This window comes from endosymbiont of Riftia pachyptila (vent Ph05) (assembly GCF_000224455.1).
In the GTDB taxonomy this organism is placed as follows: domain Bacteria; phylum Pseudomonadota; class Gammaproteobacteria; order Chromatiales; family Chromatiaceae; genus Endoriftia; species Endoriftia persephonae.
On sequence record NZ_AFOC01000003.1, the window covers coordinates 40861 to 64000 of the forward strand.

At 60.8% G+C, this 23140-nt stretch carries 26 protein-coding genes, 1 other RNA gene, 1 pseudogene and 2 riboswitches; of the genes and pseudogenes, 10 read left to right on the top strand and 18 right to left on the bottom strand.

Translation table 11 applies throughout. The features are described 5' to 3' along the window. Positions 1-4 precede the first annotated feature (4 nt). Together RIFP1SYM_RS00950 and RIFP1SYM_RS00955 are read right to left on the bottom strand one after the other, a co-directional pair. A complete protein-coding gene (locus RIFP1SYM_RS00950; protein WP_005958638.1) occupies positions 5-943 on the bottom strand; it encodes a Gfo/Idh/MocA family protein in 939 nt (312 codons plus the stop codon). A 481-nt stretch (positions 944-1424) separates the two neighbouring features. After that, on the bottom strand, positions 1425-1937 hold the full coding sequence (locus RIFP1SYM_RS00955; RefSeq protein WP_039959492.1) for an ankyrin repeat domain-containing protein: 513 nt from the start codon (positions 1935-1937) through the stop codon (positions 1425-1427). Positions 1938-2067: 130 nt separating this feature from the next. Here RIFP1SYM_RS00955 and apaG point away from each other — a divergent pair, with 130 nt between their 5' ends. From apaG to RIFP1SYM_RS00975, 4 genes are read left to right on the top strand one after another with little or no spacing between them, the layout of a single operon-like run. Beyond that, on the top strand, positions 2068-2448 hold the full coding sequence (gene apaG / locus RIFP1SYM_RS00960; RefSeq protein WP_006474858.1) for a Co2+/Mg2+ efflux protein ApaG: 381 nt from the start codon (positions 2068-2070) through the stop codon (positions 2446-2448). Next, the gene (locus tag RIFP1SYM_RS00965; protein ID WP_005958642.1) at positions 2445-3077 is read left to right on the top strand and encodes a class I SAM-dependent methyltransferase; all 633 of its coding nucleotides are present in this window, start codon (positions 2445-2447) and stop codon (positions 3075-3077) included. Before apaG ends, RIFP1SYM_RS00965 begins: the two co-directional genes overlap by 4 nt. Before the next feature lie 33 nt (positions 3078-3110). After that, positions 3111-3950, top strand: a complete 840-nt coding sequence (locus RIFP1SYM_RS00970) for a symmetrical bis(5'-nucleosyl)-tetraphosphatase (protein ID WP_005958643.1) — start codon at positions 3111-3113, stop codon at positions 3948-3950. A 48-nt stretch (positions 3951-3998) separates the two neighbouring features. Beyond that, on the top strand, positions 3999-4751 hold the full coding sequence (locus RIFP1SYM_RS00975) for a TIGR00266 family protein (protein WP_006474857.1): 753 nt from the start codon (positions 3999-4001) through the stop codon (positions 4749-4751). 83 nt (positions 4752-4834) lie between these two features. Here the strand turns inward: RIFP1SYM_RS00975 and folA are convergent, their stop codons facing one another. From folA to lgt, 3 genes are read right to left on the bottom strand one after another with little or no spacing between them, the layout of a single operon-like run. Then, a complete protein-coding gene (gene folA, locus RIFP1SYM_RS00980; protein WP_005958646.1) occupies positions 4835-5335 on the bottom strand; it encodes a type 3 dihydrofolate reductase in 501 nt (166 codons plus the stop codon). A gap of 26 nt (positions 5336-5361) precedes the next feature. Beyond that, the gene (locus RIFP1SYM_RS00985) at positions 5362-6156 is read right to left on the bottom strand and encodes a thymidylate synthase (RefSeq protein ID WP_005958647.1); all 795 of its coding nucleotides are present in this window, start codon (positions 6154-6156) and stop codon (positions 5362-5364) included. Position 6157: 1 nt separating this feature from the next. Then, complete coding sequence (gene lgt / locus RIFP1SYM_RS00990) at positions 6158-7000, bottom strand: prolipoprotein diacylglyceryl transferase (protein WP_005958648.1); 843 nt, start codon at positions 6998-7000, stop codon at positions 6158-6160. Positions 7001-7239: 239 nt separating this feature from the next. Here lgt and RIFP1SYM_RS16705 point away from each other — a divergent pair, with 239 nt between their 5' ends. After that, positions 7240-7611, top strand: a complete 372-nt coding sequence (locus RIFP1SYM_RS16705) for a helix-turn-helix domain-containing protein (RefSeq protein WP_005958649.1) — start codon at positions 7240-7242, stop codon at positions 7609-7611. A 321-nt stretch (positions 7612-7932) separates the two neighbouring features. Continuing rightward, positions 7933-8415 carry a DUF302 domain-containing protein gene (locus RIFP1SYM_RS01000; protein ID WP_005958650.1) on the top strand — a complete coding sequence of 161 codons (483 nt, stop codon included), beginning with the start codon at positions 7933-7935 and terminating at the stop codon, positions 8413-8415. 27 nt (positions 8416-8442) lie between these two features. Here the strand turns inward: RIFP1SYM_RS01000 and moaE are convergent, their stop codons facing one another. The 13 genes and pseudogenes from moaE to RIFP1SYM_RS01065 form a co-directional block, all read right to left on the bottom strand. After that, positions 8443-8898, bottom strand: a complete 456-nt coding sequence (gene moaE / locus RIFP1SYM_RS01005; protein WP_039959496.1) for a molybdopterin synthase catalytic subunit MoaE — start codon at positions 8896-8898, stop codon at positions 8443-8445. Further along, on the bottom strand, positions 8895-9158 hold the full coding sequence (moaD, locus tag RIFP1SYM_RS01010; protein WP_005958652.1) for a molybdopterin converting factor subunit 1: 264 nt from the start codon (positions 9156-9158) through the stop codon (positions 8895-8897). The genes moaE and moaD overlap by 4 nt, the downstream gene beginning before the upstream one ends. After that, complete coding sequence (locus RIFP1SYM_RS01015) at positions 9155-10405, bottom strand: molybdopterin molybdotransferase MoeA (protein WP_005958653.1); 1251 nt, start codon at positions 10403-10405, stop codon at positions 9155-9157. Before RIFP1SYM_RS01015 ends, moaD begins: the two co-directional genes overlap by 4 nt. A gap of 39 nt (positions 10406-10444) precedes the next feature. After that, positions 10445-10974, bottom strand: a pseudogene (gene moaB, locus RIFP1SYM_RS01020) (molybdenum cofactor biosynthesis protein B). A gap of 15 nt (positions 10975-10989) precedes the next feature. Continuing rightward, on the bottom strand, positions 10990-11925 hold the full coding sequence (locus RIFP1SYM_RS01025; protein ID WP_005958655.1) for a carbohydrate kinase family protein: 936 nt from the start codon (positions 11923-11925) through the stop codon (positions 10990-10992). 191 nt (positions 11926-12116) lie between these two features. Further along, positions 12117-13571 (bottom strand): aminomethyl-transferring glycine dehydrogenase subunit GcvPB, encoded by a 1455-nt coding sequence (gene gcvPB / locus RIFP1SYM_RS01030; protein ID WP_005958656.1) that lies wholly within the window; start codon positions 13569-13571, stop codon positions 12117-12119. A gap of 84 nt (positions 13572-13655) precedes the next feature. After that, positions 13656-15056 (bottom strand): aminomethyl-transferring glycine dehydrogenase subunit GcvPA, encoded by a 1401-nt coding sequence (gcvPA, locus tag RIFP1SYM_RS01035; RefSeq protein ID WP_039959498.1) that lies wholly within the window; start codon positions 15054-15056, stop codon positions 13656-13658. Positions 15057-15069: 13 nt separating this feature from the next. Continuing rightward, entirely contained in the window at positions 15070-15462 is a 393-nt protein-coding gene (gene gcvH / locus RIFP1SYM_RS01040) for a glycine cleavage system protein GcvH (protein ID WP_005958658.1), read from the bottom strand. A 43-nt stretch (positions 15463-15505) separates the two neighbouring features. Next, the gene (gene gcvT / locus RIFP1SYM_RS01045) at positions 15506-16597 is read right to left on the bottom strand and encodes a glycine cleavage system aminomethyltransferase GcvT (protein ID WP_006474850.1); all 1092 of its coding nucleotides are present in this window, start codon (positions 16595-16597) and stop codon (positions 15506-15508) included. Positions 16598-16650: 53 nt separating this feature from the next. Then, positions 16651-16745, bottom strand: a riboswitch (glycine riboswitch). 12 nt (positions 16746-16757) lie between these two features. Further along, a riboswitch (glycine riboswitch) is annotated at positions 16758-16846 on the bottom strand. A 195-nt stretch (positions 16847-17041) separates the two neighbouring features. Beyond that, positions 17042-18259, bottom strand: coding sequence for a UbiH/UbiF/VisC/COQ6 family ubiquinone biosynthesis hydroxylase (locus RIFP1SYM_RS01050; protein WP_005958660.1), 1218 nt, complete (start codon positions 18257-18259; stop codon positions 17042-17044). Then, entirely contained in the window at positions 18256-19479 is a 1224-nt protein-coding gene (ubiH, locus tag RIFP1SYM_RS01055) for a 2-octaprenyl-6-methoxyphenyl hydroxylase (RefSeq protein ID WP_005958661.1), read from the bottom strand. Before ubiH ends, RIFP1SYM_RS01050 begins: the two co-directional genes overlap by 4 nt. Before the next feature lies 1 nt (position 19480). Further along, positions 19481-20788, bottom strand: coding sequence for an aminopeptidase P N-terminal domain-containing protein (locus RIFP1SYM_RS01060; protein ID WP_006474673.1), 1308 nt, complete (start codon positions 20786-20788; stop codon positions 19481-19483). Beyond that, positions 20775-21341 carry a UPF0149 family protein gene (locus RIFP1SYM_RS01065; protein ID WP_005958663.1) on the bottom strand — a complete coding sequence of 189 codons (567 nt, stop codon included), beginning with the start codon at positions 21339-21341 and terminating at the stop codon, positions 20775-20777. The genes RIFP1SYM_RS01060 and RIFP1SYM_RS01065 overlap by 14 nt, the downstream gene beginning before the upstream one ends. On the opposite strand from RIFP1SYM_RS01065, the gene RIFP1SYM_RS01070 reads away from it, so the two are divergent. The 4 genes from RIFP1SYM_RS01070 (at position 21340) to RIFP1SYM_RS01080 (ending at position 22815) form a co-directional block, all read left to right on the top strand. Next, positions 21340-21672, top strand: a complete 333-nt coding sequence (locus RIFP1SYM_RS01070) for a TIGR02449 family protein (protein WP_005958664.1) — start codon at positions 21340-21342, stop codon at positions 21670-21672. The genes RIFP1SYM_RS01065 and RIFP1SYM_RS01070 overlap by 2 nt on opposite strands. Further along, a complete protein-coding gene (locus RIFP1SYM_RS01075; RefSeq protein ID WP_005958665.1) occupies positions 21669-21983 on the top strand; it encodes a cell division protein ZapA in 315 nt (104 codons plus the stop codon). Before RIFP1SYM_RS01070 ends, RIFP1SYM_RS01075 begins: the two co-directional genes overlap by 4 nt. Positions 21984-22011: 28 nt before the next feature. Next, a non-coding RNA gene (gene ssrS, locus RIFP1SYM_RS16710) (6S RNA) lies at positions 22012-22198 on the top strand. A gap of 20 nt (positions 22199-22218) precedes the next feature. Then, positions 22219-22815 (top strand): 5-formyltetrahydrofolate cyclo-ligase, encoded by a 597-nt coding sequence (locus RIFP1SYM_RS01080; protein ID WP_039959501.1) that lies wholly within the window; start codon positions 22219-22221, stop codon positions 22813-22815. Positions 22816-23140 lie beyond the last annotated feature (325 nt).

Genomic DNA, 23140 nt, shown 5'->3' on the forward strand with positions numbered 1-23140 from the left:
CCGGTTAACTGTTGAGTATCTTCTCCTTCACCTGCATCGCCACTTCCAGCGCCTTCTGCCCAACACGCCCGTCGACCAGTGGCGGCGTACCGTCACGCACACTATCGATAAAGGCGCGCAGCTCCGCATCCAGCGGCTTCACCGGCTCCACCTGGATACGCTGTTTGACGATCTCCGGCCAGGCCTCACCCAACTTTGGCTGCGGGTAGGCGGTATCGATGGTCTGACCGACAAAGTCGAGGGATTCGTAACGGTTCTCCGCAAACACCCGGATGCGCCGCATGGTCTGCTCGGAGACGCGACTGGCGATGACGTTGGCGACGGTACCGTCGACAAACTCCAGCCGGGCATTGGCGATATCGATGTGCGAGGTCAACACCCGGGTGCCAACCGCGGCGATCGAGCTGATCTCCGAGTCCACCAGAGAGAGGATGATGTCGATGTCGTGGATCATCAGGTCGGAGACCACGTCCACGTCGGTGGCGCGGGCGACAAACTCACCCATGCGGTGGGCCTCGATGAAGCGCGGCTTGCTGATGCGCTCTGCCAGCGCCATCACCCCGGCATTGAAGCGCTCCAGATGGCCGATCTGCAGCAGCGCCCCGGAGGCTTCAGCAAGACGCACAATCTCGGCGCCCTGTTCTACCGTGGAGGCGATCGGTTTCTCCAGCAGCATCGCGACACCACGCTCGAGAAATGGCCGGGCGATCTCAAGATGCAGGCTGGTGGGCACCACCACACTCACCGCATCGACCCGTTCGAGCAGATCACGGGGGGCACGCAACGCATCGCAGCCGGCCTCTTCAGCCACCTGCTGCGCCCGCTCCCAGTCGTTGTCCACCACCCCAACCAGCTCCACGTCAGGCATACGCGAATAGATAAGGGCATGAAAACGGCCCAGATATCCGACACCGACCACACCGACACGTCGCTTTTCACTCATAGCCTGCCACCTGATGATTGAAAAGGCGGCAATCTATCATATCAGCCGGGATGATTGGGAATCGGGACACTGTATCGCACCGGCGACGCCGGCAGGTATTGAGGATGACCTGAGAAACTCGCCACCCGCGCCCAGTGCCTACGGCACTCCCCCCTGGGTGGGCGTTACGACTTGTCTCTCAGGCCATTTTCAGATCAGCGGTCCTGATGGCCGCCGCATTAGAACTGGAATGAGATAGTGACCAGCACCCCGATCAACACCACTGCCACCAGGGTAATCAGGAAATCGGGCTTGCGACTTATTGTTGAGTCTCTCTGCATATCTTAAACCCTCCTCGTTATTGTTGGATACCAGTGTACGGTGTCACCATTTTTAGGAACCACGACTCAGTTCACAGCTGACCGGTTAACGGTCAGCTCAGGAAGTTTAATCCCTAAAAAATGCAGGGTATAAGGTTCAGAACAAGTCAAAATGGCCACGACTATTTCTTTTTGTCCGCCTTACCCTGCTCTGCCATGTCTGCCTCACCCTCGGCCCCCTCCTCCGGAGCAGCCTCTTCCACCGCCCCCGCCGCCATGAGCAGCTCGGCCACCCGACTGTGTCCGCCCTTTTTCGCCAGACTCAGGGCCGAGTTGCCGGTATTGTCCTTGGCATTCACATCCACCCCAGCCTGGATCAGCAACCCCACAACCTTGGGGTGAGCAAACGCCGCCGCATCCATCAGTGGTGTAATGCCACGGGCATCAGCCAGGGCGGGATCGGCACCGGCGGCAAGCAGGGATCGCACCGTCTTGATGTTGCCGTTGAATGCCGCCAGCTGAATCGCGCTGCGCCCGGTCGAATACTTGCTGTTGGCATCGACCCCCTGGGAAAGCAGATCCCGCACCTTCTCCACCCGACCCGCAGCGGCGGCGGCCACCAACTCCTGGCCCGGCTCCAAGGCGGCCAGCGGCATCGCCAACACCAAACTTATCAAGGCTACACAGCAGCGCATCACATATCTCCAGATTTCTGTTCCCATTGAGACCTAATCGGCCATACGATGTGTTTCTTGACCCCAGGAGCATTGCGCTCAAGGGCCGTGCTCAGTAATCTTGGGTGCCCCCTTTTTGAATACCAAATTGATGAAACCAGGCACTAACTTGATCGACATCGAGGTTGAAACCCGTTACGTAGAGTCGCAGTCGAACCCCGAGTCGCGCCGCTATGTCTTCTCCTACACCATCACCATCCGCAACGATGGGCTGCAGGCCGCCCGCCTGATGAAGCGCCACTGGATCATCACCGATGCCAACGGCAAGATTCAGGAGGTCAAGGGGGATGGCGTGGTAGGCGAACAACCTCATCTCAACCCGGGAGAGGCATTCCGCTACACTAGCGGCACCGTGCTCGACACCCCGGTCGGCAGCATGGAAGGGAGCTACGAGATGGTCGATCCGGAGGGCAACCCCTTCGAGGCGAGCATCCCGCTGTTTGTGCTGCAGCGCCCCGGCAGCCTCCATTGAGCCTCAGATACAGCTACACCCTATGGGCGCCGATCTACGATCTGTTTGTCGATCGCGCGTTTCACGATAAACGCTGCGAGAGCCTGCTGGCGCTGCGCGGGGCGGGGCACGAATCGATCCTGATCCCTGGCATCGGCAGCGGCCTTGATATCCCCCATCTCCCAGCCGGCCCGAGCTACACCGGCATCGACCTGACTCCAGCGATGCTCAAGCGGGCACGCAGCCGCGCTGAGCAACATCGGGTGGAGATCAAACTGGAACAAGGCAACGCGATGCAGCTGCCTTACGCCGACGCCAGCTTTGACCGGGTGGTGATGCACCTGATCCTGGCGGTGGTGCCCAAACCTGAGCTGGCGCTGCAGGAGGCCTGTCGGGTGCTGCGCCCGGGCGGGCAGATCCACATCTTCGACAAATTCCTGCGCCCCAGCCAGCTGGCACCACTGCGGCGCGCCATCAGTCCACTGTTGGGGCTAGTCGCCACCCGTACCAACGTGGTATTCGAGCAGTTACTGTCGCGCTGCCCCGAACTGGAAGTCGTGCGCAACCGCGAGGCCGGCAGCAACGGTTGGTTTCGCTTTATCGACCTGCGCAAACGCATCCCCTCCCAGCCTGGCAGAGAAACGGTATAATCGAACGCCTTTTCCACAAGCATCAGGAAGGCTATGGCGGTCTGGGCAATCGGCGATATTCAGGGGTGTTACGACGAGTTACAGCGGCTGCTCGAGCAGATCCGCTTTGATCCTGCCAAAGACCGTCTCTGGTTTGCCGGCGACCTAGTCAACCGCGGCCCTCAATCCCTCGAGGTACTGCGTTTTGTCAAATCACTTGGGCGCAGCGCAGTCACCGTGCTCGGCAATCACGACCTGCACCTGCTAGCCCTATCCCAAGGCAACAAGCGCCACTACAAACACGGCAGCCTAGAGCCAATTCTGCTCGCGAAAGACCGCGAGGAGTTGTTGCACTGGCTGCGCCATCAGCGAGTGATGTACCACAACAAAAAACGTGGCTACAGCATCATCCATGCCGGACTGCCACCGCAGTGGGATATCCCTACCGCAATGCAGCGCGCGCGGGAGCTGGAGGCCGCGTTGCAGGGGCCTCGCTTCCATGAATTCTGTCACGCCATGTATGGCAACGAACCGGACCGCTGGTCAGACGATCTCAGGGGCCTCGACCGGCTGCGCTTCATCGCCAACTGCTTCACCCGGTTGCGCTTCTGCACCCCGGATGGCCAACTGGCGCTGCGTGAGAAGGGCGCACCAGGCTCCGCAGACCCGTCACTGCTCCCTTGGTTCAAAGTGCCGGGGCGCGCCAGCCGCAACGATCAAATCATCTTTGGTCACTGGTCGACCCTGGGCTACCAGCATACAGATAACACCTGGTGCGTCGACAGCGGCTGCCTTTGGGGCGGCACACTCACCGCACTGCGGCCGCACAAGAAGAAACCGCCAACCGTGCAGCAGAGCGACTGCACACCCAGCTTAACCCCAGGCGACGAATAGCGGGCGGAACACCCCTCCAGCCGACAAACAACAATTGGGAGAATCGAGATGCGAGCCCATGACATTGATTACCAGATCCTTGGCCATGACCTGCAACTGGTGGAGGTGGAGCTCGACCCGGGCGAGACCGTTATCGCCGAGGCGGGCGCCATGACCTACCTGGAGCAGGAGATCAGCTTCGAGACCAAGATGGGAGATGGCTCCAACCCGGACCAGGGCATCTTCGGTAAGCTATTCAGCGCCGGCAAGCGCATGATCACCGGCGAGTCGCTGTTCACCACCCATTTCACCCACTCAGGCTCCGCCGGCAAGCGCAAGGTCGCCTTCTCCGCCCCCTTTCCCGGCAGTGTGATACCGCTCAACCTGGCTGCCCTCGGCGGTAAGGTGATCTGCCAGAAAGATGCCTTCCTCTGCGCCGCCCTCGGCACCAAGCTCGGCATCGCCTTTACAAAAAAGCTCGGCAGCGGCCTGTTCGGTGGCGAGGGCTTCATCCTGCAGAGCCTGGAGGGGGACGGCACCGCCTTCATCCAGGCCGGCGGCACGGTAGTGGAGAAGCAGCTGAACGGCGAAACCTTACGGGTCGATACCGGCTGTCTGGTTGGTTTCACCGAGGGCATCGACTACAGCATCGAGATGTCAGGCGGACTCAAGTCGATGTTGTTTGGCGGCGAGGGGATCTTTCTCGCCACCCTCAGCGGCAGCGGCACGGTGTGGATCCAGAGCCTGCCCTTCTCACGCATGGCCGACCGGATCCTGGAGCATGCGCCCCAAGGCGGCGGCAGCGAGCAGGGCGAGGATTAAAGCCGAAACAACGGAAGGAGCGCTGCTCGCAGCGCGAATAGGCGGGTTTCGCGCCGCAAAGCGGCGCTCCTACCCAACAGTGATCATTTCCGCTCGAGGACGATGAAACTGTAGGGATAGGTGTTCTTCTCATCCGCGGGATGACGCTCACGCGAGCATTCGACCCACTCAGCCATATCGAGGTCGGGGAACAGGGTATCACCCTCGATCTCGGCATCCACCAGGGTCAGATAGATCCGCCCCACCCGCGGCAGAATCTCCGCATAAAATGCCCCGCCACCGACGACCATAATCTCCTCCACCTCACCGGCGGCCGCTATCGCCTCGTCGATGGAGTGCACCAGGGTGCAACCTTCGGCGTAGTAGCTTGGGTTGTGGGTAACCACGATGTGCGGACGATCGGGCAGCAGGCCAGGCAAGGATTCCCAAGTCTTGCGTCCCATCACGATCGGCTTGCCGATAGTCAGCGCCTTGAAGTGCCTGAGATCCGCCGGCAAATGCCAGGGCATCCGATTGTGACGGCCGATAACCCGGTTCCGCGCCATCGCAGCGATGATGGAGATTTTCGGGGCGGCGGCTTGCATGCCGCCGCATCTTACAGGCGCGCCGCTTAAACTGCTACCGGCGCCTTGATGTGCGGATGTGGATCATAGTCGAGCAGCTCGAAATCTTCATACCGGAAGGCGAACAGGTCTCTCACCTCAGGATTGATGCGCATGGTCGGCAAGGGGCGCGGCTCACGGCCAAGCTGCAACTCCACCTGTTCCAGATGATTCGAGTAGAGGTGGGCATCGCCAAAGGTGTGGATAAACTCCCCCGGCTGTAGTCCACTGACCTGCGCCATCATCATGGTCAGCAGCGCATAGGAGGCGATATTGAAGGGCACCCCGAGGAAGATATCCGCACTGCGCTGATAGAGCTGGCAGGAGAGCCGCCCCTCCGCCACATAGAACTGGAACAGGCAATGGCAGGGTGGTAGCGCCATCTGCTCCACATCGGCCGGATTCCAGGCGGTAATGATGTGGCGGCGGGAGTCGGGGTTACTCTTCAGCTGCTCCAGCAGCAGGCTGATCTGGTCGATACTTCCGCCGTCAGGTACGGGCCAGGAACGCCACTGGTAACCGTAAACCGGCCCCAGATCGCCGTTTTCGTCCGCCCACTCGTCCCAGATTCTGACTCCGTTTTCCTTCAGGTAACGGATATTGGTGTCGCCCTGCAGGAACCAGAGCAGTTCGTGGATAATCGAGCGCAGGTGGAGCTTCTTGGTGGTCAGTGCCGGAAAGCCTTCAGCGAGATCAAAACGCATCTGATAACCGAACACGCTGCGGGTGCCGGTGCCGGTGCGATCGCCCTTGGTGACGCCTTGGTCACGCACATGCCGCATCAGATCAAGATATTGTTTCATTTCAGCCTTCCAGATTTCCACGATTGCGATAGGCCAACAGAATAAGGATGGCCCCTGCAATAATCATCGGCAATGACAGCAACTGCCCCATGGTTAGCCAGTCAAACGCCAGATATCCGATATGCGCATCCGGCATCCGCACCAGCTCGATCAGAGAGCGGAAGATGCCATAACTGAGCAGGAACAAGCCAGAGGCTGCCATGCGCGGCCGGGGCCGCAGAGAGAAGAGCCAGAGAACCAGAAACAGCAACACCCCCTCCAGCAGGAATTCATAGAGCTGGTTCGGATGCACCGGAACTGAATAGAGCCCCTCCGCCAAGCTCCCCACCCGGCTACAAAGGTCGGGCGCCACCTGGCAGGAGACCTGCATCCCCCAAGGCTGACTTGTGGGCGCTCCCCACAGCTCCGCATTAATAAAATTACCAATCCGTCCCGCTGCCAACCCAGTCGGCACCAGCGGCGCCAGGAAATCGGTCGCCTCAAAGAAAGGCTTGTTGTGCTTCCTGGCAAACAGCCACATCGCTGTAATCACCCCCAGCAGGCCGCCGTGGAAGGCCATCCCTCCCTCCCAGACCCGCAGCAGCATCAGCGGATCTTCGATCAGGCGGGGCCAACCATAAAAGAGCATGTAACCAAGCCGCCCCCCTAACACCACACCCAGGACGATATAAAAAACCAGATCATCGACCTGCTCCAGGGTCCAGCCACTATTTTTTCGCGCGGCACGCAGCCGCCCCAGCCACCATCCAAACCAAAAGGCAATGAGATACATGACCCCATACCAGTGCACTTTGAGCGGGCCCAAGGCGAACACAACAGGATCGATTTCGGGGTAGGTCAACATCTTGTCAGATCCTTAAGGAATAAAAATTCTCAAACCACCTAAACGACTAGCGAAAACGTTATCAGCTACTATCCATGTGATAGTATTTTGTGAACCAGTTCTCATTATTTTGGTCTACTGGAATGAGCTTCACAAAGAACGCGTCAACGATTTGCAGAGTGTCAAGATTTTGATTCTCAGGTCGTTATCTAGGTCAGAACGAATTGCTCAACTGACCTCGACCACGACAGGGAACCAATATGGCATACGCACATGCACAATACTTTGAAACCTACATTCCTCGCTCTATGGACACACTAGGCTCAAGACTTCGCAGGAAACGCCGGGAACGCGGCTGGACGCAGGAAGAACTCGCCCTCCGGGCCGGCACCAACCAGGCCGTGATCCAGAAGATCGAAAACGGCAAGAGTCTGCGCCCACGCAAGATCGATCAAATCGCCGCCGTGCTGGACGTCAACCCCGCTTGGCTCATGTTTGGCGAGAAGTCCAGCTCTGAACTGGACCCAGAGAGCGTGGAGGTAGCCAAGACCTGGAACAGCTTGCCTGAACCGATTCGCAGCCGGATCAAACGCAGCATCTTCGAACAGGCGATGCTTCACAGCCAAAAATAGATCTACAGGCCGGGGTGGAGCAACCCCGGCCTCCCTGCCCCCCCATCCTGGGCAGTCCTCCCAGGCGAATCGCAAGCCGCCAAGCTTGCATGATTCCACCATATCCATCCACGACTCCACCGACAATCAGACACTCCATCCAGCCGCATCACAGAGATCAGCCCCAATACCTTACTATGAAGCGATTCCACTTCGTTCGCTCTCCGATGAAAATCGGAGAGAAGGCGCCTGCAAATAGAATAATTAAAACTTTCTAATATAATTATATAATAGAGAAGCCAATGCGCTTTTGCCTTCACAACAACAACCGGGAGGTGCAGCATGAAATCCCGTTATCTCACCTTCGCCGGCGGCCTTTTTACAGGGATACTGCTCACCGCTGGCACCCTCTGGATCACATTACCACAGGCGATGATCCGCGTTCACAACAGCCCGCTCGGTTTTGAGCAGACCGTAACCACCATCCGTGACTCAATCACCGCCCACGGCTGGGTCCAGCCCAAGGTCTACAACATCCAGAAATCACTCGACAAGGAGGGCTACAAGGGCATCAACCGGATCAAGGTGCTGTCACTCTGCCAGCCGGGATACGCCTACGAAATCCTCAGCGACGATAGCAACAAGCACGTCTCGGCCCTGATGCCCTGCCGCATCAGCATCTACGAGACATCTCAGGGTGAGGTGCGGGTAGCTGAGGTAAATACCGGGCTGATGTCACGGCTGTTTGGCGGCAAGATCGAAGAGGTAATGGCCAAGGCAAGCAGTGAGACTCGTCAGATCCTCGCCGAAAGCCTGGCAAATTGAAGCAAAATCCACAGGCGCTGGGAGCGTTCACCCCTTCCAGCGCGCCTCCGCGTGATCGTCACTCTCCCGCGCATCGACCCAGCGAGCACCCTCAACGCTCTCCTCACGCTTCCAGAAGGGAGCGCGGGTCTTCAGATAGTCGATGATGAATTCACAGGCCTGGAAGGCCTCGCCACGATGCGAGCTGGCCACCGCCACCAACACAATCGGATCCTTTGGCAACATCCGCCCGACCCGATGCACCACCCGCACCCCCATCAACTCCCAGCGCGCATTGGCCTCATCGACGATCGCGGCCAACGCCTTCTCGGTCATGCCCGGGTAGTGCTCCAGGGTCATCGCCAGCACCATATCGTCGTCGTTGAAATCGCGCACCTGACCGATAAAACTGACCACACCACCGATCGAGGGGCTATGGTTACGCAGTAGGTCGACCTCGACATTGGGGTCAAACGGCTCGCTCTGCACCCGGATCTCGTTCATCGCCACGCCTCAGCCGCCGTAACCGGCGGAAAGAAGGCTACCTCGTCGCCATCGGCGACCGCACTCTCAGCCGAGGCCATCTCTTGATTTAGCGCCATCATCACCGTATTGCCACCACCGAAGGCCTGCTGCCAGACACCTCCGCGCTGCTGTAGCTGCTCCACCACATCTGCGATGGTCGCCATGCCCGCCAACTCCATCTGCTCCGACTCCACCTCCAGCATTTCGCGCAGCCGGGCAAAAAAACGTATCTGGATCATGACATCAACTCAGTATAAGGAATGAAGCGGACTGGCTCACCACGACTGAAGGTACGCCCCTCCGGGATCACCACTAGCCCATCGGCCCAGGCGACAGAGCTGAGCACCCCTGAGGAGCGACTTGGATAGAGCTCCACCTGCAACTCCCCCGCCGCACCCGAGACCAGTCGGGCACGGGCATACTCGCGACGTTTCTCCGCCTTTTTCCAGTCGAAGGCCGCCGCCGCACTCACCTCTTTCGGCTGCAGATCTCCCGCCACCCCCTGGGATCGGAGAATGTAGGGACGGGCGAAGACACAGAAGGTAACAAACAGCGACACTGGATTGCCGGGCGTGCCGATGAACGGAGTCTCGCCGATATGACCAAAGGCGAGCGGTTTACCGGGGCGGATCGCAATCTTCCACAGATCGAGAGAGCCGAGCTTCTCCACCGCTGGCTTGACGTGATCCTCCTCGCCCACCGAGACCCCGCCGGAGGCGACCACCAGATCAGCCATCTCCGCACCACGGGACAGCGCCTCGCAGGTGGCATCGAAGGTATCTTCGACGATGCCGAGCTGCACCACCTCACAGCCCAGCGCCTGCAGCAGTCCCCCCAGGGTGAACTGATTGGAGTTGTAGATCTGCCCCGGACCGAGCTCGCCGCCCGGCATCACCAGCTCATCACCGCTGGAGAACACCGCCACCTTGAGGCGGCGATAGACCTGTAGCTCGGCCACGCCGACCGAGGCGGCCAGCCCCAGATGTTGCGGCGCCAGGCGGGTACCGGCGGCAACCACCTCGGCGCCCTGCTCGATATCCTCACCGGCGAGACGGATGTTGGCACCCGGCTTGGGGCACTCAGTGATGATTACATCCTCGCCATCGACCTCGCAGACCTCCTGTATCACCACCGCATCGGCACCCGGCGGTACTGGCGCGCCGGTGAAGATGCGTGCCGCGGTACCCGGCTCCAGCTCACTGCCGCAGGCACCGGCGGGGATACGCTGTGAGACCGGCAGCCGTGGCCGCTCGCCATCAAGATCAGCAACCCGCACCGCGTAGCCATCCATCGCGCTGTTATTCCAAGGCGGCACCGTCACCTGACTGACTACCGGAGCGGCTAATACCCGACCCAATGCCTCACCGGTGGGGACGCTCTCGATATCGCTGATCGGCTTGGCGCGCTGCAGCAGAAACTCAAGCGCCTCTTCGATGGGCTTCAGCTTTGGCCCTGCGGCGTGATGGTCACAGTCACAACTACTCATGGCAATGCAATCTCCGGAAAGGATCGATCTAAGTATGCCTCAGCTCTCCAGCAGGCGAGGGAACATCTGGGCAAAATTACAGGGACGGGTGCGGTGGTCGAGCTGCTCCTTGAGGATTTTGTCCCAGCCGGTACGGCAGGCACCAGTGGAGCCAGGCAGACAGAAGATCAGGGTGCCGTTGGCCAGCCCCGAGATCGCCCGAGACTGAATCGCCGAGGCGCCGATCTCCTCTAGGGAGATGGTGCGGAACAGCTCACCAAAGCCCTCGATCGACTTATCGAACAGCGGCTGCAGCGCTTCCGGGGTGCTGTCGCGCCGGTGATGCCGGTGCCGCCGGTGCTGATAATGATGTGCACATCGTCGTCGGCGATCCAGCGCGAGACGATCGCCCGCATCTGATAGACATCGTCCGGCACGATCGCCTTCTCCACCACCCGGTGGCCCGCCTCCAGGGCGCGCTCCTTGAGGATCAGCCCCGACTTGTCGGTCTCCTCTGTGCGTGAATCCGACAGGGTCAGCACCGCGATGTTGAGCGGCACGAAACCGCTGTCGTTGAAGTGTCCGCTCATCTTGTTCCTGATTAGCTATTCGAAGGAGTAGTCGAACGCTTGCTTGAAGCGGGCGGCAAACTCCTCCCGGGTAAAGACGTGGTTCTGGGTCCCCGCCTGCTCGATCTTGTAGGCCCCCATCAGCGAGGCAATGCGTCCGGTGGTCTCCCAGTCCATGCCGTTCATCAGGCCGTAGACTAACCCGGCACGGAAGGCATCGCCACAACCGGTGGGATCGAGCAGCGCCTTGGCGCTGGCCACCGGGATATCGAAACAGCGATCCTTGGTGTAGATATGGGAACCCTCGCCACCGCGGGTGACGATCACCGCCTCGACCATCTCCGCCAGCTGCTCCGGCGTCTTGCCGGTGCGCTCCTCCATCAGGCGCGCCTCGTAGTCGTTGAAGGCGAGCCAGCTGGCCTGCTCGGCGAACTCAAGCAGATTATTGCCATCGAACATCGGCATACCTTGACCCGGGTCAAAGATGAAAGGAATGCCCGCTTCGGCAAACTGCCGGGCATGATCAATCATCCCCTGACGGCCATCTGGCGAGACCATGCCAAGGGTCACCCCATCCACCTTGCCCACGTCGATCTCATGGGCATGGTTCATCGCACCGGGGTGGAAGGCAGTGATCTGATTATCGTCATTATCGGTGGTGATGTAGGCCTGGGCAGTGTAGGCGTCGTCGATCACCTTGATCTGATCACGGCTGATGCCGTTGCCATCCATCCACTCCGCGTAGGGACCAAAGTCGGTCCCTACAGTACCGGCCGGACGGCCGTCACCGCCCAGCAGCTTCAGGTTGTAGGCGATGTTGCCGGCACAGCCACCAAACTCACGGCGCATATCGGGCACCAGAAAGGAGACATTGAGGATGTGTACCTGCTCCGGCAGGATGTGGTTCTTGAAGTGGTCATGGAAGACCATGATGGTGTCGAAGGCGAACGAGCCGCAGATCAGTGCAGACATAGAATTTCCTGTTTGGTGGGGGGCGGCCTGCCGACGACCGCCGACAAAAGACTGTGAGTTACGGAGATAGGGCGGCCCACGGCCGCCATCTGGAGTCGATTAAAATCACGGATAGTGTCGGGCACGGCCCGACCTATGCGTCTGCCATATTTAAATGCCGGATAATCCATAGCAGCAGAGGGGGCCCCGTTTCACACCCCGCCCGGACGCCAAGCCAGATCCAGCTCGCGGGCCGCGCGCACATCATCGAGGCGTCGCACCGGCAGCGAATAGGGGGCCTGCTTGAGCCGCTGCGCATCCGTCTCCGCCTCCTGCTGAATCTGCTTCAGCACCTCGACGAAGTGATCCAGCTCCTCGCGGGTCTCGGTCTCGGTGGGCTCGATCAGCAGACACTCGGGCACCAGCAGCGGGAAGTAGGTGGTGGGGGCATGCACACCAAAGTCGAGCATGCGCTTGGCAAAATCCATTGCATTCACGCCCTGCTCTTTCGCCTGGCGCCTGAGAGTGAGGATAAACTCATGGCTGGCGCGCCGCTGCGGATAGGCAGCATCAAAACCTGCCTCGGTGAGGCGTTTCATCAGGTAGTTGGCGTTGAGCGTGGAGAACTCTGCCACCCGATGCATGCCCTCGCGCCCCAGCATGCGGGCGTAGATGTAGGCACGCAGCAGGATGCCGGCGTTGCCGGCAAAGGCGGAGAGACGGCCGATCGAATCGGGGCGCTGCGCCTCGCTCAGCCAGACGTAGTCCTGACCATCTTGCGCCACCATCGGCACCGGCAGATAGGGCTCCAGCCGCTCGCTCACCCCCACCGGCCCGGCACCGGGACCACCGCCACCGTGGGGGGTGGAGAAGGTCTTGTGCAGGTTCATGTGGATCACATCGAAACCCATGTCGCCGGGACGCACCTTGCCGAGAATCGCATTCAGATTGGCACCGTCGTAGTAGAGTAGACCACCCGCCTGATGCACCAGCGCGGCAATCTCCTCGATGCGCCGCTCAAACACGCCCAGGGTGGAGGGATTAGTGAGCATGATGCCGGCAGTCTGCGGCCCCAGCACCTGTTTCAGTGCTTCCAGATCGATATCGCCGTTGGCCCCAGTCGGGATCTCGCGCACCTTGTAACCACACATCACCGCCGAGGCGGGATTGGTGCCATGCGCTGCGTCGGGGACCAGGATCTCGCACCGCTCGCGGTCGCCACGGGCATCATGGTAGGCGCGGATCATCGCCACCCCGGCGAACTCACCCTGGGCGCCGGCTGCCGGCGAGAGCGACACCGCATACATACCGGTGACCTCCTTGAGCAACTCCTGCAGATCGAACAGGCAGGCCATAAAACCCTGGCTGTGGCTCTCCGGCGCATAGGGGTGGCGGGCGAGGAAGCCCGGCAACATCGCCTGCTCGTTACAGCCACGCGGGTTGTATTTCATGGTGCAGGAACCGAGCGGATAGAACTGGGTGTCGATGGAGAAGTTCTTCTGCGACAGCCGCGTATAGTGGCGCACCGTCTGCATCTCCGAGACTTGCGGTAGGACGGCCGATTTTTTGCGCCGAAACTCTGCAGGAATGGTCTGCAGAGAGGCCCGCTGAAGAGGCGCTTGGGCCACCGCCCGGCGACCATCGGATGACTGTTCGTAGATCAACATCGGTTTCGCTCTGCTCTATCTCTTCCGTAGGAGCGCCGCTCGCGGCGCGAAGTATCTGTCATTCTGTTCGCGCCGTCAGCGGCGCTACCAATCCTTCGGCTGCAGTTTACAGCCCGGCTTGGTCTGGGCCTGGATCACCCGCTGTAGTTTGTTCTGGTACTGCGCGATCTCTTCTTCCGTGTGCTTCTCGGTGGCACAGACCAACAGCGCCTCGCCCAGTTCGGGGTAGTCGTCGCCGAGGTCGAAGCCGCCCAGCAGATTGTGGGCCGCGAGGGAGCGCAGTGCGTTTTTCACCGGCAGTGGCAAACGTAGCGCCCGCTCATGGAATATCGGACCAGAGAAGATCGGTTCCACCCCCGGCAGCTGACAGAGCGCCTGACTCAGCGCCTGGGTATTCTGATGACTGGCGGCGGCAACCCGCTCCAGCCCTTCAGCTCCCAGCAGCGCCATGTGGATGGTCGCCGCAGTGATCATCAAACCCTGGTTGGTACAGATGTTGGAGGTCGCCTTGGAGCGGCGGATATGCTGCTCCCGCGCCTGCAAGGTCAGCGTGTAGCCAGGCTTGCCATCCAGATCGACGGTGCGGCCGATGATGCGCCCCGGCATCTGCCGCACCAGCTTCTGACTGCAGCAGAGGAAGCCAAAATAGGGGCCGCCGGAAGCGAGCGGGACGCCCAATGGCTGACCCTCGCCACAGCAGATATCGCCCCCCGACTCACCCCACTCACCGGGCGGCTGCAGCACCGAGATCGCCAGCGGGTTGACCACCGCGATGGCAAGCATGCCGTTGGCATGGGCCCAGTCGACCAGCGCATCTACCGGCTCGAGCACGCCGAAGAAGTTGGGCTGGGGGATCACCAGCGCAGCGAAGTCCTCACCGGCATGGACCTCCAGCGCCGCCTGGTCGATCTGCCCGGTATTGCCGTCGAAACCAACCTCGACCAGCTCGATACCCTGATTGCGCACGATATTGTCGGTCACCCGGCGATAGGCGGGGTGCAGACTGCGTGGCATCAGAATGCGCTTCGATTTGGACTTGCGATTCCCCCGCACCGCCATCAACACCGCCTCAGCCAGACCGGAGGCGCCATCGTAGAGTGAGGCATTGGAGACATCCATGCCGGTCAGCGCGCTCATCATCGACTGATACTCGTAGAGCAGCTGCAGGGTGCCCTGGCTCGCCTCCGCCTGGTAAGGGGTATAAGCGCTGTAAAATTCGCCGCGAGAGACCAGCTGCCAGACCGCCGCCGGAATGTGGTGATCGTAGGCACCGGCGCCAATGAAGCAGAGCGGCTGACCATCCTGGCGGGCGCGACTGCCCATCAGCTGACCCACCTGCATTTCCGACAGCCCCTCCGGGATCTGCTCCAGCTCGCCGCAACGCAGGCTTGCAGGGATCTCATCGAACAGGGCATCGAGATCACTGACGCCGATGACGGCGAGCATCTCGCGAGTCTCGGCTTCGCTATGGGGAATAAACGGCATATCCGCTCCAGTGTTACTCTTCTTCGGCGACCTGCGCCTGGTAGGCCTCGGCATCCATCAGCGCATCCAGCTGGGCCGCATCCGCCAGCTTCACCTTGTAGATCCAGCCATCGCCGTAGGGATCTTCATTGATGGCCTCCGGCGTATCGTTGAGCGCCTCATTGACCGCAATCACCTCACCGGCCACCGGACTGTAAACATCAGACGCCGCCTTGACCGACTCGACCACCGCCACTTCATCCTCAATATCGAGGCTATCGCCCACCTCAGGCAGCTCGACAAACACCATGTCGCCCAGCAGCTCCTGGGCATGCTCGGTGATGCCGATCGTAACGCTACCGTCACCCTCGTTGCGCACCCATTCGTGAGACTTGCTGTAGCGCAGATCGCTCGGTGTGTTGCTCATGTTTGTTTCCTTCTTTATCTGGATAGAGTTTGGAGACTAGATTCTATACTGATACGAGGACCTTGCCATTACGCACGAAGGGCGGTTTAACCACCTCAACGGCAACCCGCTTGCCACGGATCTCCACCTCGCAATGTTCGCCGATCCCTGCGCTCACCCGTGCCAGGGCGATGGCGCGCTGCAGGGTCGGGGAGAAGCCACCAGAGGTGATCTCGCCGATCTGCCGCTCACCGTCGAACAGCTTGAGGTGATTGCGCAGCACACCGCGGCCGCGCAGCAGCAGCCCGATAAAACGCTGCTTGTGTGCGTCATCGCGCTGCGCCTCGATCGCCTCGCGGCCGATAAATTGGCGCTCGGCAGGCTCCCAGACAACGGTCCAGCCGAGACCGGATTCAAGCGGCGACTGCACCTCGTCCATATCGGAGCCATAGAGGTTCATCCCCGCCTCCAGCCGCAGGGTATCCCGCGCACCCAGCCCACAGGGGGCAACCCCGGCATCCGCCAGCTGCTGCCAGAGCCCGGAGGCCTGTGCCGCAGGCAGCATGATCTCGAAACCATCCTCGCCGGTGTAGCCGGTGCGGGCGACAAACCAGCTCTCGCCGGGAGCGGCATTGAAGGGTTTGAGTGCGGCGACGGCATCCCGCATCTCAGCCGGCAGCAGCGGCAGCGCCTTTTCACAGGCATTGGGACCCTGCACCGCGATCATCGCCAGATCGCGCCGAGGGGTGATCTGCAGCTTGAAGTCGGCAGCATGGAGCTCCATCCAGGCCAGATCCTTATCGCTGGTGCCGGCGTTGACCACTAAGCGATACCAGTCATCGCGCAGGAAGTAGACGATCAGGTCGTCCACCACCCCGCCCTGCTCATTCAGCATGCAGGAGTAGAGCGCCTTGCCCGGGCGCTGCAGGCGCGCCACATCGTTGGCCAGTAGTCGCTGCAGAAAGGGGCGCACGCCGGCGCCTTTGAGATCGACCACGCACATATGGCTGACATCGAACATCCCCGCATCCTGGCGGACCTGGTGGTGCTCGTCGAGCTGCGAGCCGTAGTGAAGCGGCATATCCCAGCCGCCGAAGGGCACGATACGCGCCCCCATCTTCTGGTGGCTCTGGTAGAGCGGTGTCTGTTTTCCCATCGGCATTCTCCCGGCCAAAACGCAAAAAGGCGGCGCGGAACACCAGTGTCCCGCGCCGCCCCTCTGTCCAAAACCTGAGAGTTTGAAACCGGCTTACCGGCCCCTGCCCCGTCGGTGGGTCTCATGACCGCTCTCCAGAGTCGACCCGGGAGCCTAGCTCCCACTCCCCGCGGTCCTTTTGCCTGAGCGATTCCGGGCGGATTTGCGCCTTCGGCGTCGGCCTCTGCCGAGCTCTCCCACGGGGTATCGGGTCGAGCCAAGGACTATACCGCTGTCGAGTAAGCCTTGCCAGGCCGTCAGCAGCGTAGATCCCGGTATAAAACTAGGCTATTCGCCCGGCAATCGACGATGGCGCATGTGTAGGTCGGGCACGGCCCGACATTCTTCTTGATCTCAATCGATGCCACGCGACGGTCGCAGGCCGCCCTATATCTACTTAACTGCTCAACGGGCCAGCGCGGGAAGCTCGCCGACCATGCCCATCGCACGACGCACCATCAACTGCTTCAGCGGCCCGGCGTGATCGGCGAGATTCAGGCCTAGGTTGCGTGCCAGTTTCAGCGGCAGAATCTGGTTGCTGAAGAGCCGCTTGAAACCATCCATCGCCCCCAGCATCGCCATATTGCTCCCCTTACGCGCTCGCTCATAGCGGCGCAGGGTGGCAAAGGCGCCGATCGGCCGCCCGGCCGAGCGCGCTTCGATCAGCACCTCGGCCAAGGTTGCGGCATCGAGAAAGCCCAGATTCACCCCCTGCCCGGCCAGCGGGTGGATCGCGTGGGCCGCATCCCCCACCAGCGCCAGCCCCTCGCGGATATAGGTCTCGCTATGGCCGAGACGCAGCGGGAAGCAGCCCCGTGGCCCGACCTCCAGTACCTCGCCGAGGATCGATTCGCTGGCGCGGGTCAGCTCCCGGCAGAAGGCGGCATCGTCCAGCGCCATCAGTTCACGGGCCTGCAGCGGCGCAGCGGACCAAACGATGGAGCAGCGCCCGTCGTCGAGCGGCAGAAACGCCAGCGGCCCGGTGGGCATGAAACGCTGCCAGGCGGTGAATTGGTGGTGCTGCTGCGGACGGATAGTGGCGACGATGGCATGCTGGTCGTAGTCCCAGCCTTTGGTGCCGATGGCGGCCAGCTGGCGGATCTGCGAATCCCGGCCGTCCGCCGCCACCACCAGATCCGCCTGCAACCGGCGGCCATCTTCCAGCACCAGCGCAGGGTTCTCACCGAGGATCAGCTCGCTCACCGGTGCTGCCGGGCAGATGCGGGTGAGGTTGGCAAAGGTCGCCAGCCGCTCCCACAGGGCCAGCTGGGTGACGCGGTTTTCGACGATATGGCCAAGGTTGTCCTCACCCACCTCGGCGGCGCTGAAGTGGATCTTACCAAAGCCGTCGGCATCCCAGACGCGCATCTCACTATAGGGGCTGATGCGCAACTGACTCATCCGCCCCCAGGCCCCCAGATTCTCCAGAATGCGCTGCGAGGCCCGGGTCAGGGCGGAGACTCGCAGGTCGATCTCGTCGGCGGGCCACTGCCGCTGCGGCTCCCGTGCCTCCAGCACACAGACCTGAAGGCCCTGTTCGGCCACCGCGCAGGCCAGCGCGGAGCCCACCATGCCGCCACCGACGACGATCAGATCAAAGGCGTTTTTGTTCGTCTCATTCATCTTAGGGGGATCCCTCTTGCGAGCCGCGGCAAGCGACCATTCAGCCCCATGAACTGGCGTGCCACCAAGTGCTTCAGACCGGGCAGGGCATCTAGGCCGAGCAACCCCAGGTTGCGAGCAAAACGCAGTGGTGGCAACGGGTTGGCGAAGAGCCGCGCCAGGCTGTCGGTGATCAGCGCCACCCGCCGCTGGTCCTGGTGACGCCACTCGGTATAGCGGTTGAGCAGCGCCATCTCACCAGGATCGCTCCGCTCACGGGCCGCATCGGCCAGCAGATCCGCCAACACCGCCACATCACGCAGGCCGAGGTTGTAGCCTTGGCCGGTGACCGGATGGATGGCGTGGGCGGCATTGCCGATCAACGCGATGCGCGGGCGCACCGACTCCGTCGCCTGGCGGTAGCGCAACGGATAGGCGACACGCCGCCCGACCCGCTGCAGCTGGCCGAGCCGATAGCCAAAACGGTGCTGCAACCGCTGCAGAAACACATCATCAGCAAGGGCCATGATATCGGCAACCTGATCGTCGCGGGCACTCCAGACGAGCGAGCAACGCCCCTCAGTCATCGGCAGCATCGCCAGCGGCCCGCTGTCGGTGAAGCGTTCGTAGGCGATGCCCTGGTGTGGCTGCTCGGCGGTAACGTTGGCGATGATCGCAGTCTGACCGTAGCTGCGCTCCTGCAGCGGGATCGCCAACCGGCCGCGCACCGGCGAGTCGCCCCCATCCGCCGCCACCAGCAGGCGCGCGCCGACACGCTGCTCGGCGCCGGCCCGGTCGAGCCGCACCTCCACACCATCGTCGGTCACCGAGAAACTGAGCAGGGTCGCCGGACAGAGCCACTCGACGTCCGCCTGCGCCTGCAGTCCCTTCTGCAGGGCCGCACCCATGGCGCGGGCAGTGGCGACATAGCCAAGCGCCTCCACTCCCTCCTGGCGGCTGTTGAGGCGGGCGAAGCCAAACTGGCCCCGCTCGGAGATATGGATCCCGGTGATCGGCTCCGCCTCAGGCTGCAATAGTGGCCAGAGGCCCATGCCGTCCATGATCCGACGGCTACCCCAGGAGAGGGCGATGACCCGGTCGTCGTAGCTGGGCTGGGCATCGGAGTCGAGCGGCCAGGCCTCGATCACGCCGATTCGCAGGCCGCTACCTGCCAATGCGTGGGCTAGGCTAGCGCCCACCATGCCGCCGCCGACGATCAGAATATCGTAGTCAATCTGCATCTTATTCCGCCATCAGGGCCTCGATCTCATCAATCTCTTTCGGCGCATCTTTGGAGAGGATCTCATGACCACCCTTGGTGACCACCAGGTCATCTTCGATGCGAATGCCGATGCCCCACCACTTTTTGGCCACTCCGGAGCTGTTGGCCGGGATGTAGAGCCCGGGTTCGATGGTGAGCGCCATGCCGGGCTCTAGCAGCCGCCACTCCCCATCGACTTTGTAGTCACCCACATCGTGCACATCCATGCCGAGCCAGTGGCCGGTCTTGTGTGGATAGAACTTTTTGTACTTCTCCTCGCGAATCAGCTTGGCCGGCGTCCCCTTCAGCAGGCCGAGCTTGACCAATCCGCGAGTGATGGCGCGCACCGCCGCCTGATGCGGCGCCTCCCAAGAGTTGCCGGGTTTGACCTGGGCAATCGCCGCCTTCTGCGCCGCCAGCACCAGTTCGTAGAGCTGGCGCTGGGGTTTGCTGAAGACGCCATTCACCGGATAGCTGCGGGTGATGTCGGAAGCGTAGTAGTCGAGTTCGCAGCCGGCATCGATCAGCACTAGATCACCCTCCTTGAGTGGATCCTGATTGTCGATGTAGTGCAACACGCAGGCGTTGTCACCACCGCCGACGATTGGTGGGTAGGCCTGGTAGCGCGCCCCCGCATCACCACACACGGCGATGAACTCTGCCTCCAGTTGGTATTCCCGGAGACCGGGACGGCAGCGTTGCATCAGCCGTTTATGCCCCCGCGCAGAGATACGCGCCGCATCGCGCATCGCCTTGATCTCGGAGCGGCTCTTGTAGAGACGTATGTCATGCAGGTAGTGGTCGAGGGCGACGATCTCCAGCGGCCCCTGCAGGCCGCTGCGCGATTGGCAGCGGATGCGGCTGATCCAGCTGGAGAGGCGCTGGTCCAGCTCCGCATTGCAACCCATCGAGTAGAAGACCCGCTCGCACTGCTCGAGCATACGCGGCAGGATGTCGTCCAGATCGCCGATCGGGAAGGAGTCGTCGGCGCCATAGGTTTCAACTGCGCCCTCCTGGCCGGCGCGGGAGCCGTCCCACTGCTCTTTTTTGGGGTCGCGTTCACGGCAGAAGAGGATGTACTCCGCCTGTTTGCGGCCAGGGATCAGCACCACCACTGCCTCCGGCTCGGGGAAGCCCGTGAGGTAGTAGAAGTCGCTATCGGCGCGGTAGGGAAAGTGCACATCGCGGTTACGCACCGATTCTGGCGCGGTGGGCAGGATCGCGATGCTACCCGCCCCCATCATCCGCATCAGCTGCTTACGTCGACGCTTGAACTCAGCCGGCCTCATGCGATGCCTCCTCTTCCGAGCGTAACTCCTCACGCACCAGCAGCGCGCCCACACGGACGAACTCGGTCAGTTCCATTAGATCCGCCTCGACAGACTCACCAGACTCGATCTGTTCATAATCCAGCCGAGTCAGCTCGGTGAGATCCGCCACTACCTCACGACCATCTTCTGCGAGTTTCTCCTCGGTCACTCCTGCCATGCCGAGACCAAACAGGTAGCCCTGACACCACTCTGAAAGCGCCTGCGCGCGCCCTTCGACTGGCACATTTTCAGAAGGAAGGAAAGGGGCAAAAGCGAGACCTTCGTCGCCAATCTGCCGCTCAGTTATCTGGTAGAGTTGGCCGAGTAACTGACGCATTTCCTTGACCAGCAGGTCTCCGTTCGGCAACTCACTAAACAACTCTTCAAACCAAGCAACGTGGGCATCGGTGTGTGCCGCACACAGCAGCGCGGAGATCACACCATGCAATTCTGCCGCGCCCACCTGCAGATGCAAGGATGAGAGCAGCTGATCGAAGCGGGAATAGTCGGGTGGTTCTGGGAGCGAATTCATGAGGTTTTCTGCCGATGCACAAGCCGGTCGAGGTGGCGATCATATCATGAGTGCCGGAAGATTGACCCTTAAAGGGGGGCACTCTATATTGGTCAGCATGAGCCAGAATGATTCCATCAACAATGCGGAAATCGACTTAGAAAAACTCGAATCCCAAGTGGACGAGCTGATTCGCGCCTGCACCCATCTGAGTAACGAGAACAAGTCCTTGCGGGCCCGCCAGGAGAGCCTGGTTGCAGAGCGCGCTGCCCTGATCGAGAAAACTGAACTAGCACGAAACAGGGTCGAGGCAATGATCACCCGCCTCAAATCGATGGAATCCACACAGTGAACGACTCACAAAGGCCGGTCAAGGTTCTGATACTCGAAAAGGAGTACCGGGTCTCCTGCTCGCCCGAGGAGCAGGAGGAGTTAATCTCCGCCGCACGCCTGCTCGACTCCAAGATGCGTGAGATCCGCCAAGCTGGCCGGGTGATCGGCACCGAACGCATCGCCGTGATGGCCGGCTTGAATATCGCGCACGAGCTGCTGCGCGCCAAAGAGACAAAATCGGACGCTGTCCAGGTGATCTCGCAACGCCTCCAAAATCTTCAGGCAAAAATCGAGATCGCAATCAATTCGAGCAATCAACTGGAACTTTGAGCCATTTCGGTTTAGCCTTTCACTCAGACACCTCCTGTGGTGCGCGTTAGTGGCCCGGGTATTTTCTTGAGCCTAATTAGTGCCCTGGGAGCATAATGCGGGTCTTCAGTGTGCATGTCCGCACACCAGCGGAAAGCCTTAGAAGGCCGCTGTTGTTCCCACTTGAACCTACCGGTTCAAGAACAATGGTCCGCGACGGCATTTGCGGGAGGTGTCTACCCCCCAACTCTTCATCATGAACATCCACAAGCTCCGTCAATCGATTCGTGCCCAACGACGCCAGCTCACACCTCAGACAATCTCGGCACACGCACGGCTCATGGCAAATCGTGCCTCTCGTGAGATTAGGTTCCTCAAGGCAAAGCGCATCGCTTTCTATATCGGCGTCAATGGCGAAATGGATCCGGCACCGCTGGTTGATCAGGCGCTCGCAATGGGCAAGCAATGCTACTTTCCCGTGCTAAAGCATCGCCCTGCCAATCGCCTAGTCTTCTCTGAGTTCCAACACCAATCCCCGCAAACGATCAACCGCTTTGGTATACCCGAACCCGCCTTTCCGCATCGAAACAGCCTCCCTCCCTGGCTGCTCGATCTTGTCTTTGTTCCACTCGTTGCATTTGATCTACAAGGCAACCGACTGGGCATGGGAGGCGGTTTTTACGATCGGACTTTTTCATTCAAAACGCAGCGAAGCCATTGGCGAGGACCCAAGCTGATCGGCCTGGCCCATGAGTTCCAAAAGAGTGAGCAAATCCTCGCAGCAAACCACTGGGACATCCCCCTCGATGCTGTTATCACAGAAAAAAGGGTCTATAAACTTCCTACCGTCTGACTGAGTCGGCGCACACAAACCATCTCCGCCCAATCTGGCAACCAATACTCGAGCACGGAGCAACGCTCATTCCCCATCCAGCAAAGCATTACGTCTCAACAACCTGTATTCATTAGTGAAACAGCCCATCCATTCTGGATTTTATCTTCCCCTGAATTATACTCAGGCCATATTGTGACAAGATTCCTCTGGAGGAACAGACATGGCGAAGAAAAAAGCAGCCAAGAAGAAAGCTGCCATTAAGCACAAGGCCACTGCCTCGAAATCTGTAGTCAGCAAAAAGTCTCCAGTCAAAAAAAAGGTGGCGAAGAAAACCGCCAAGAAA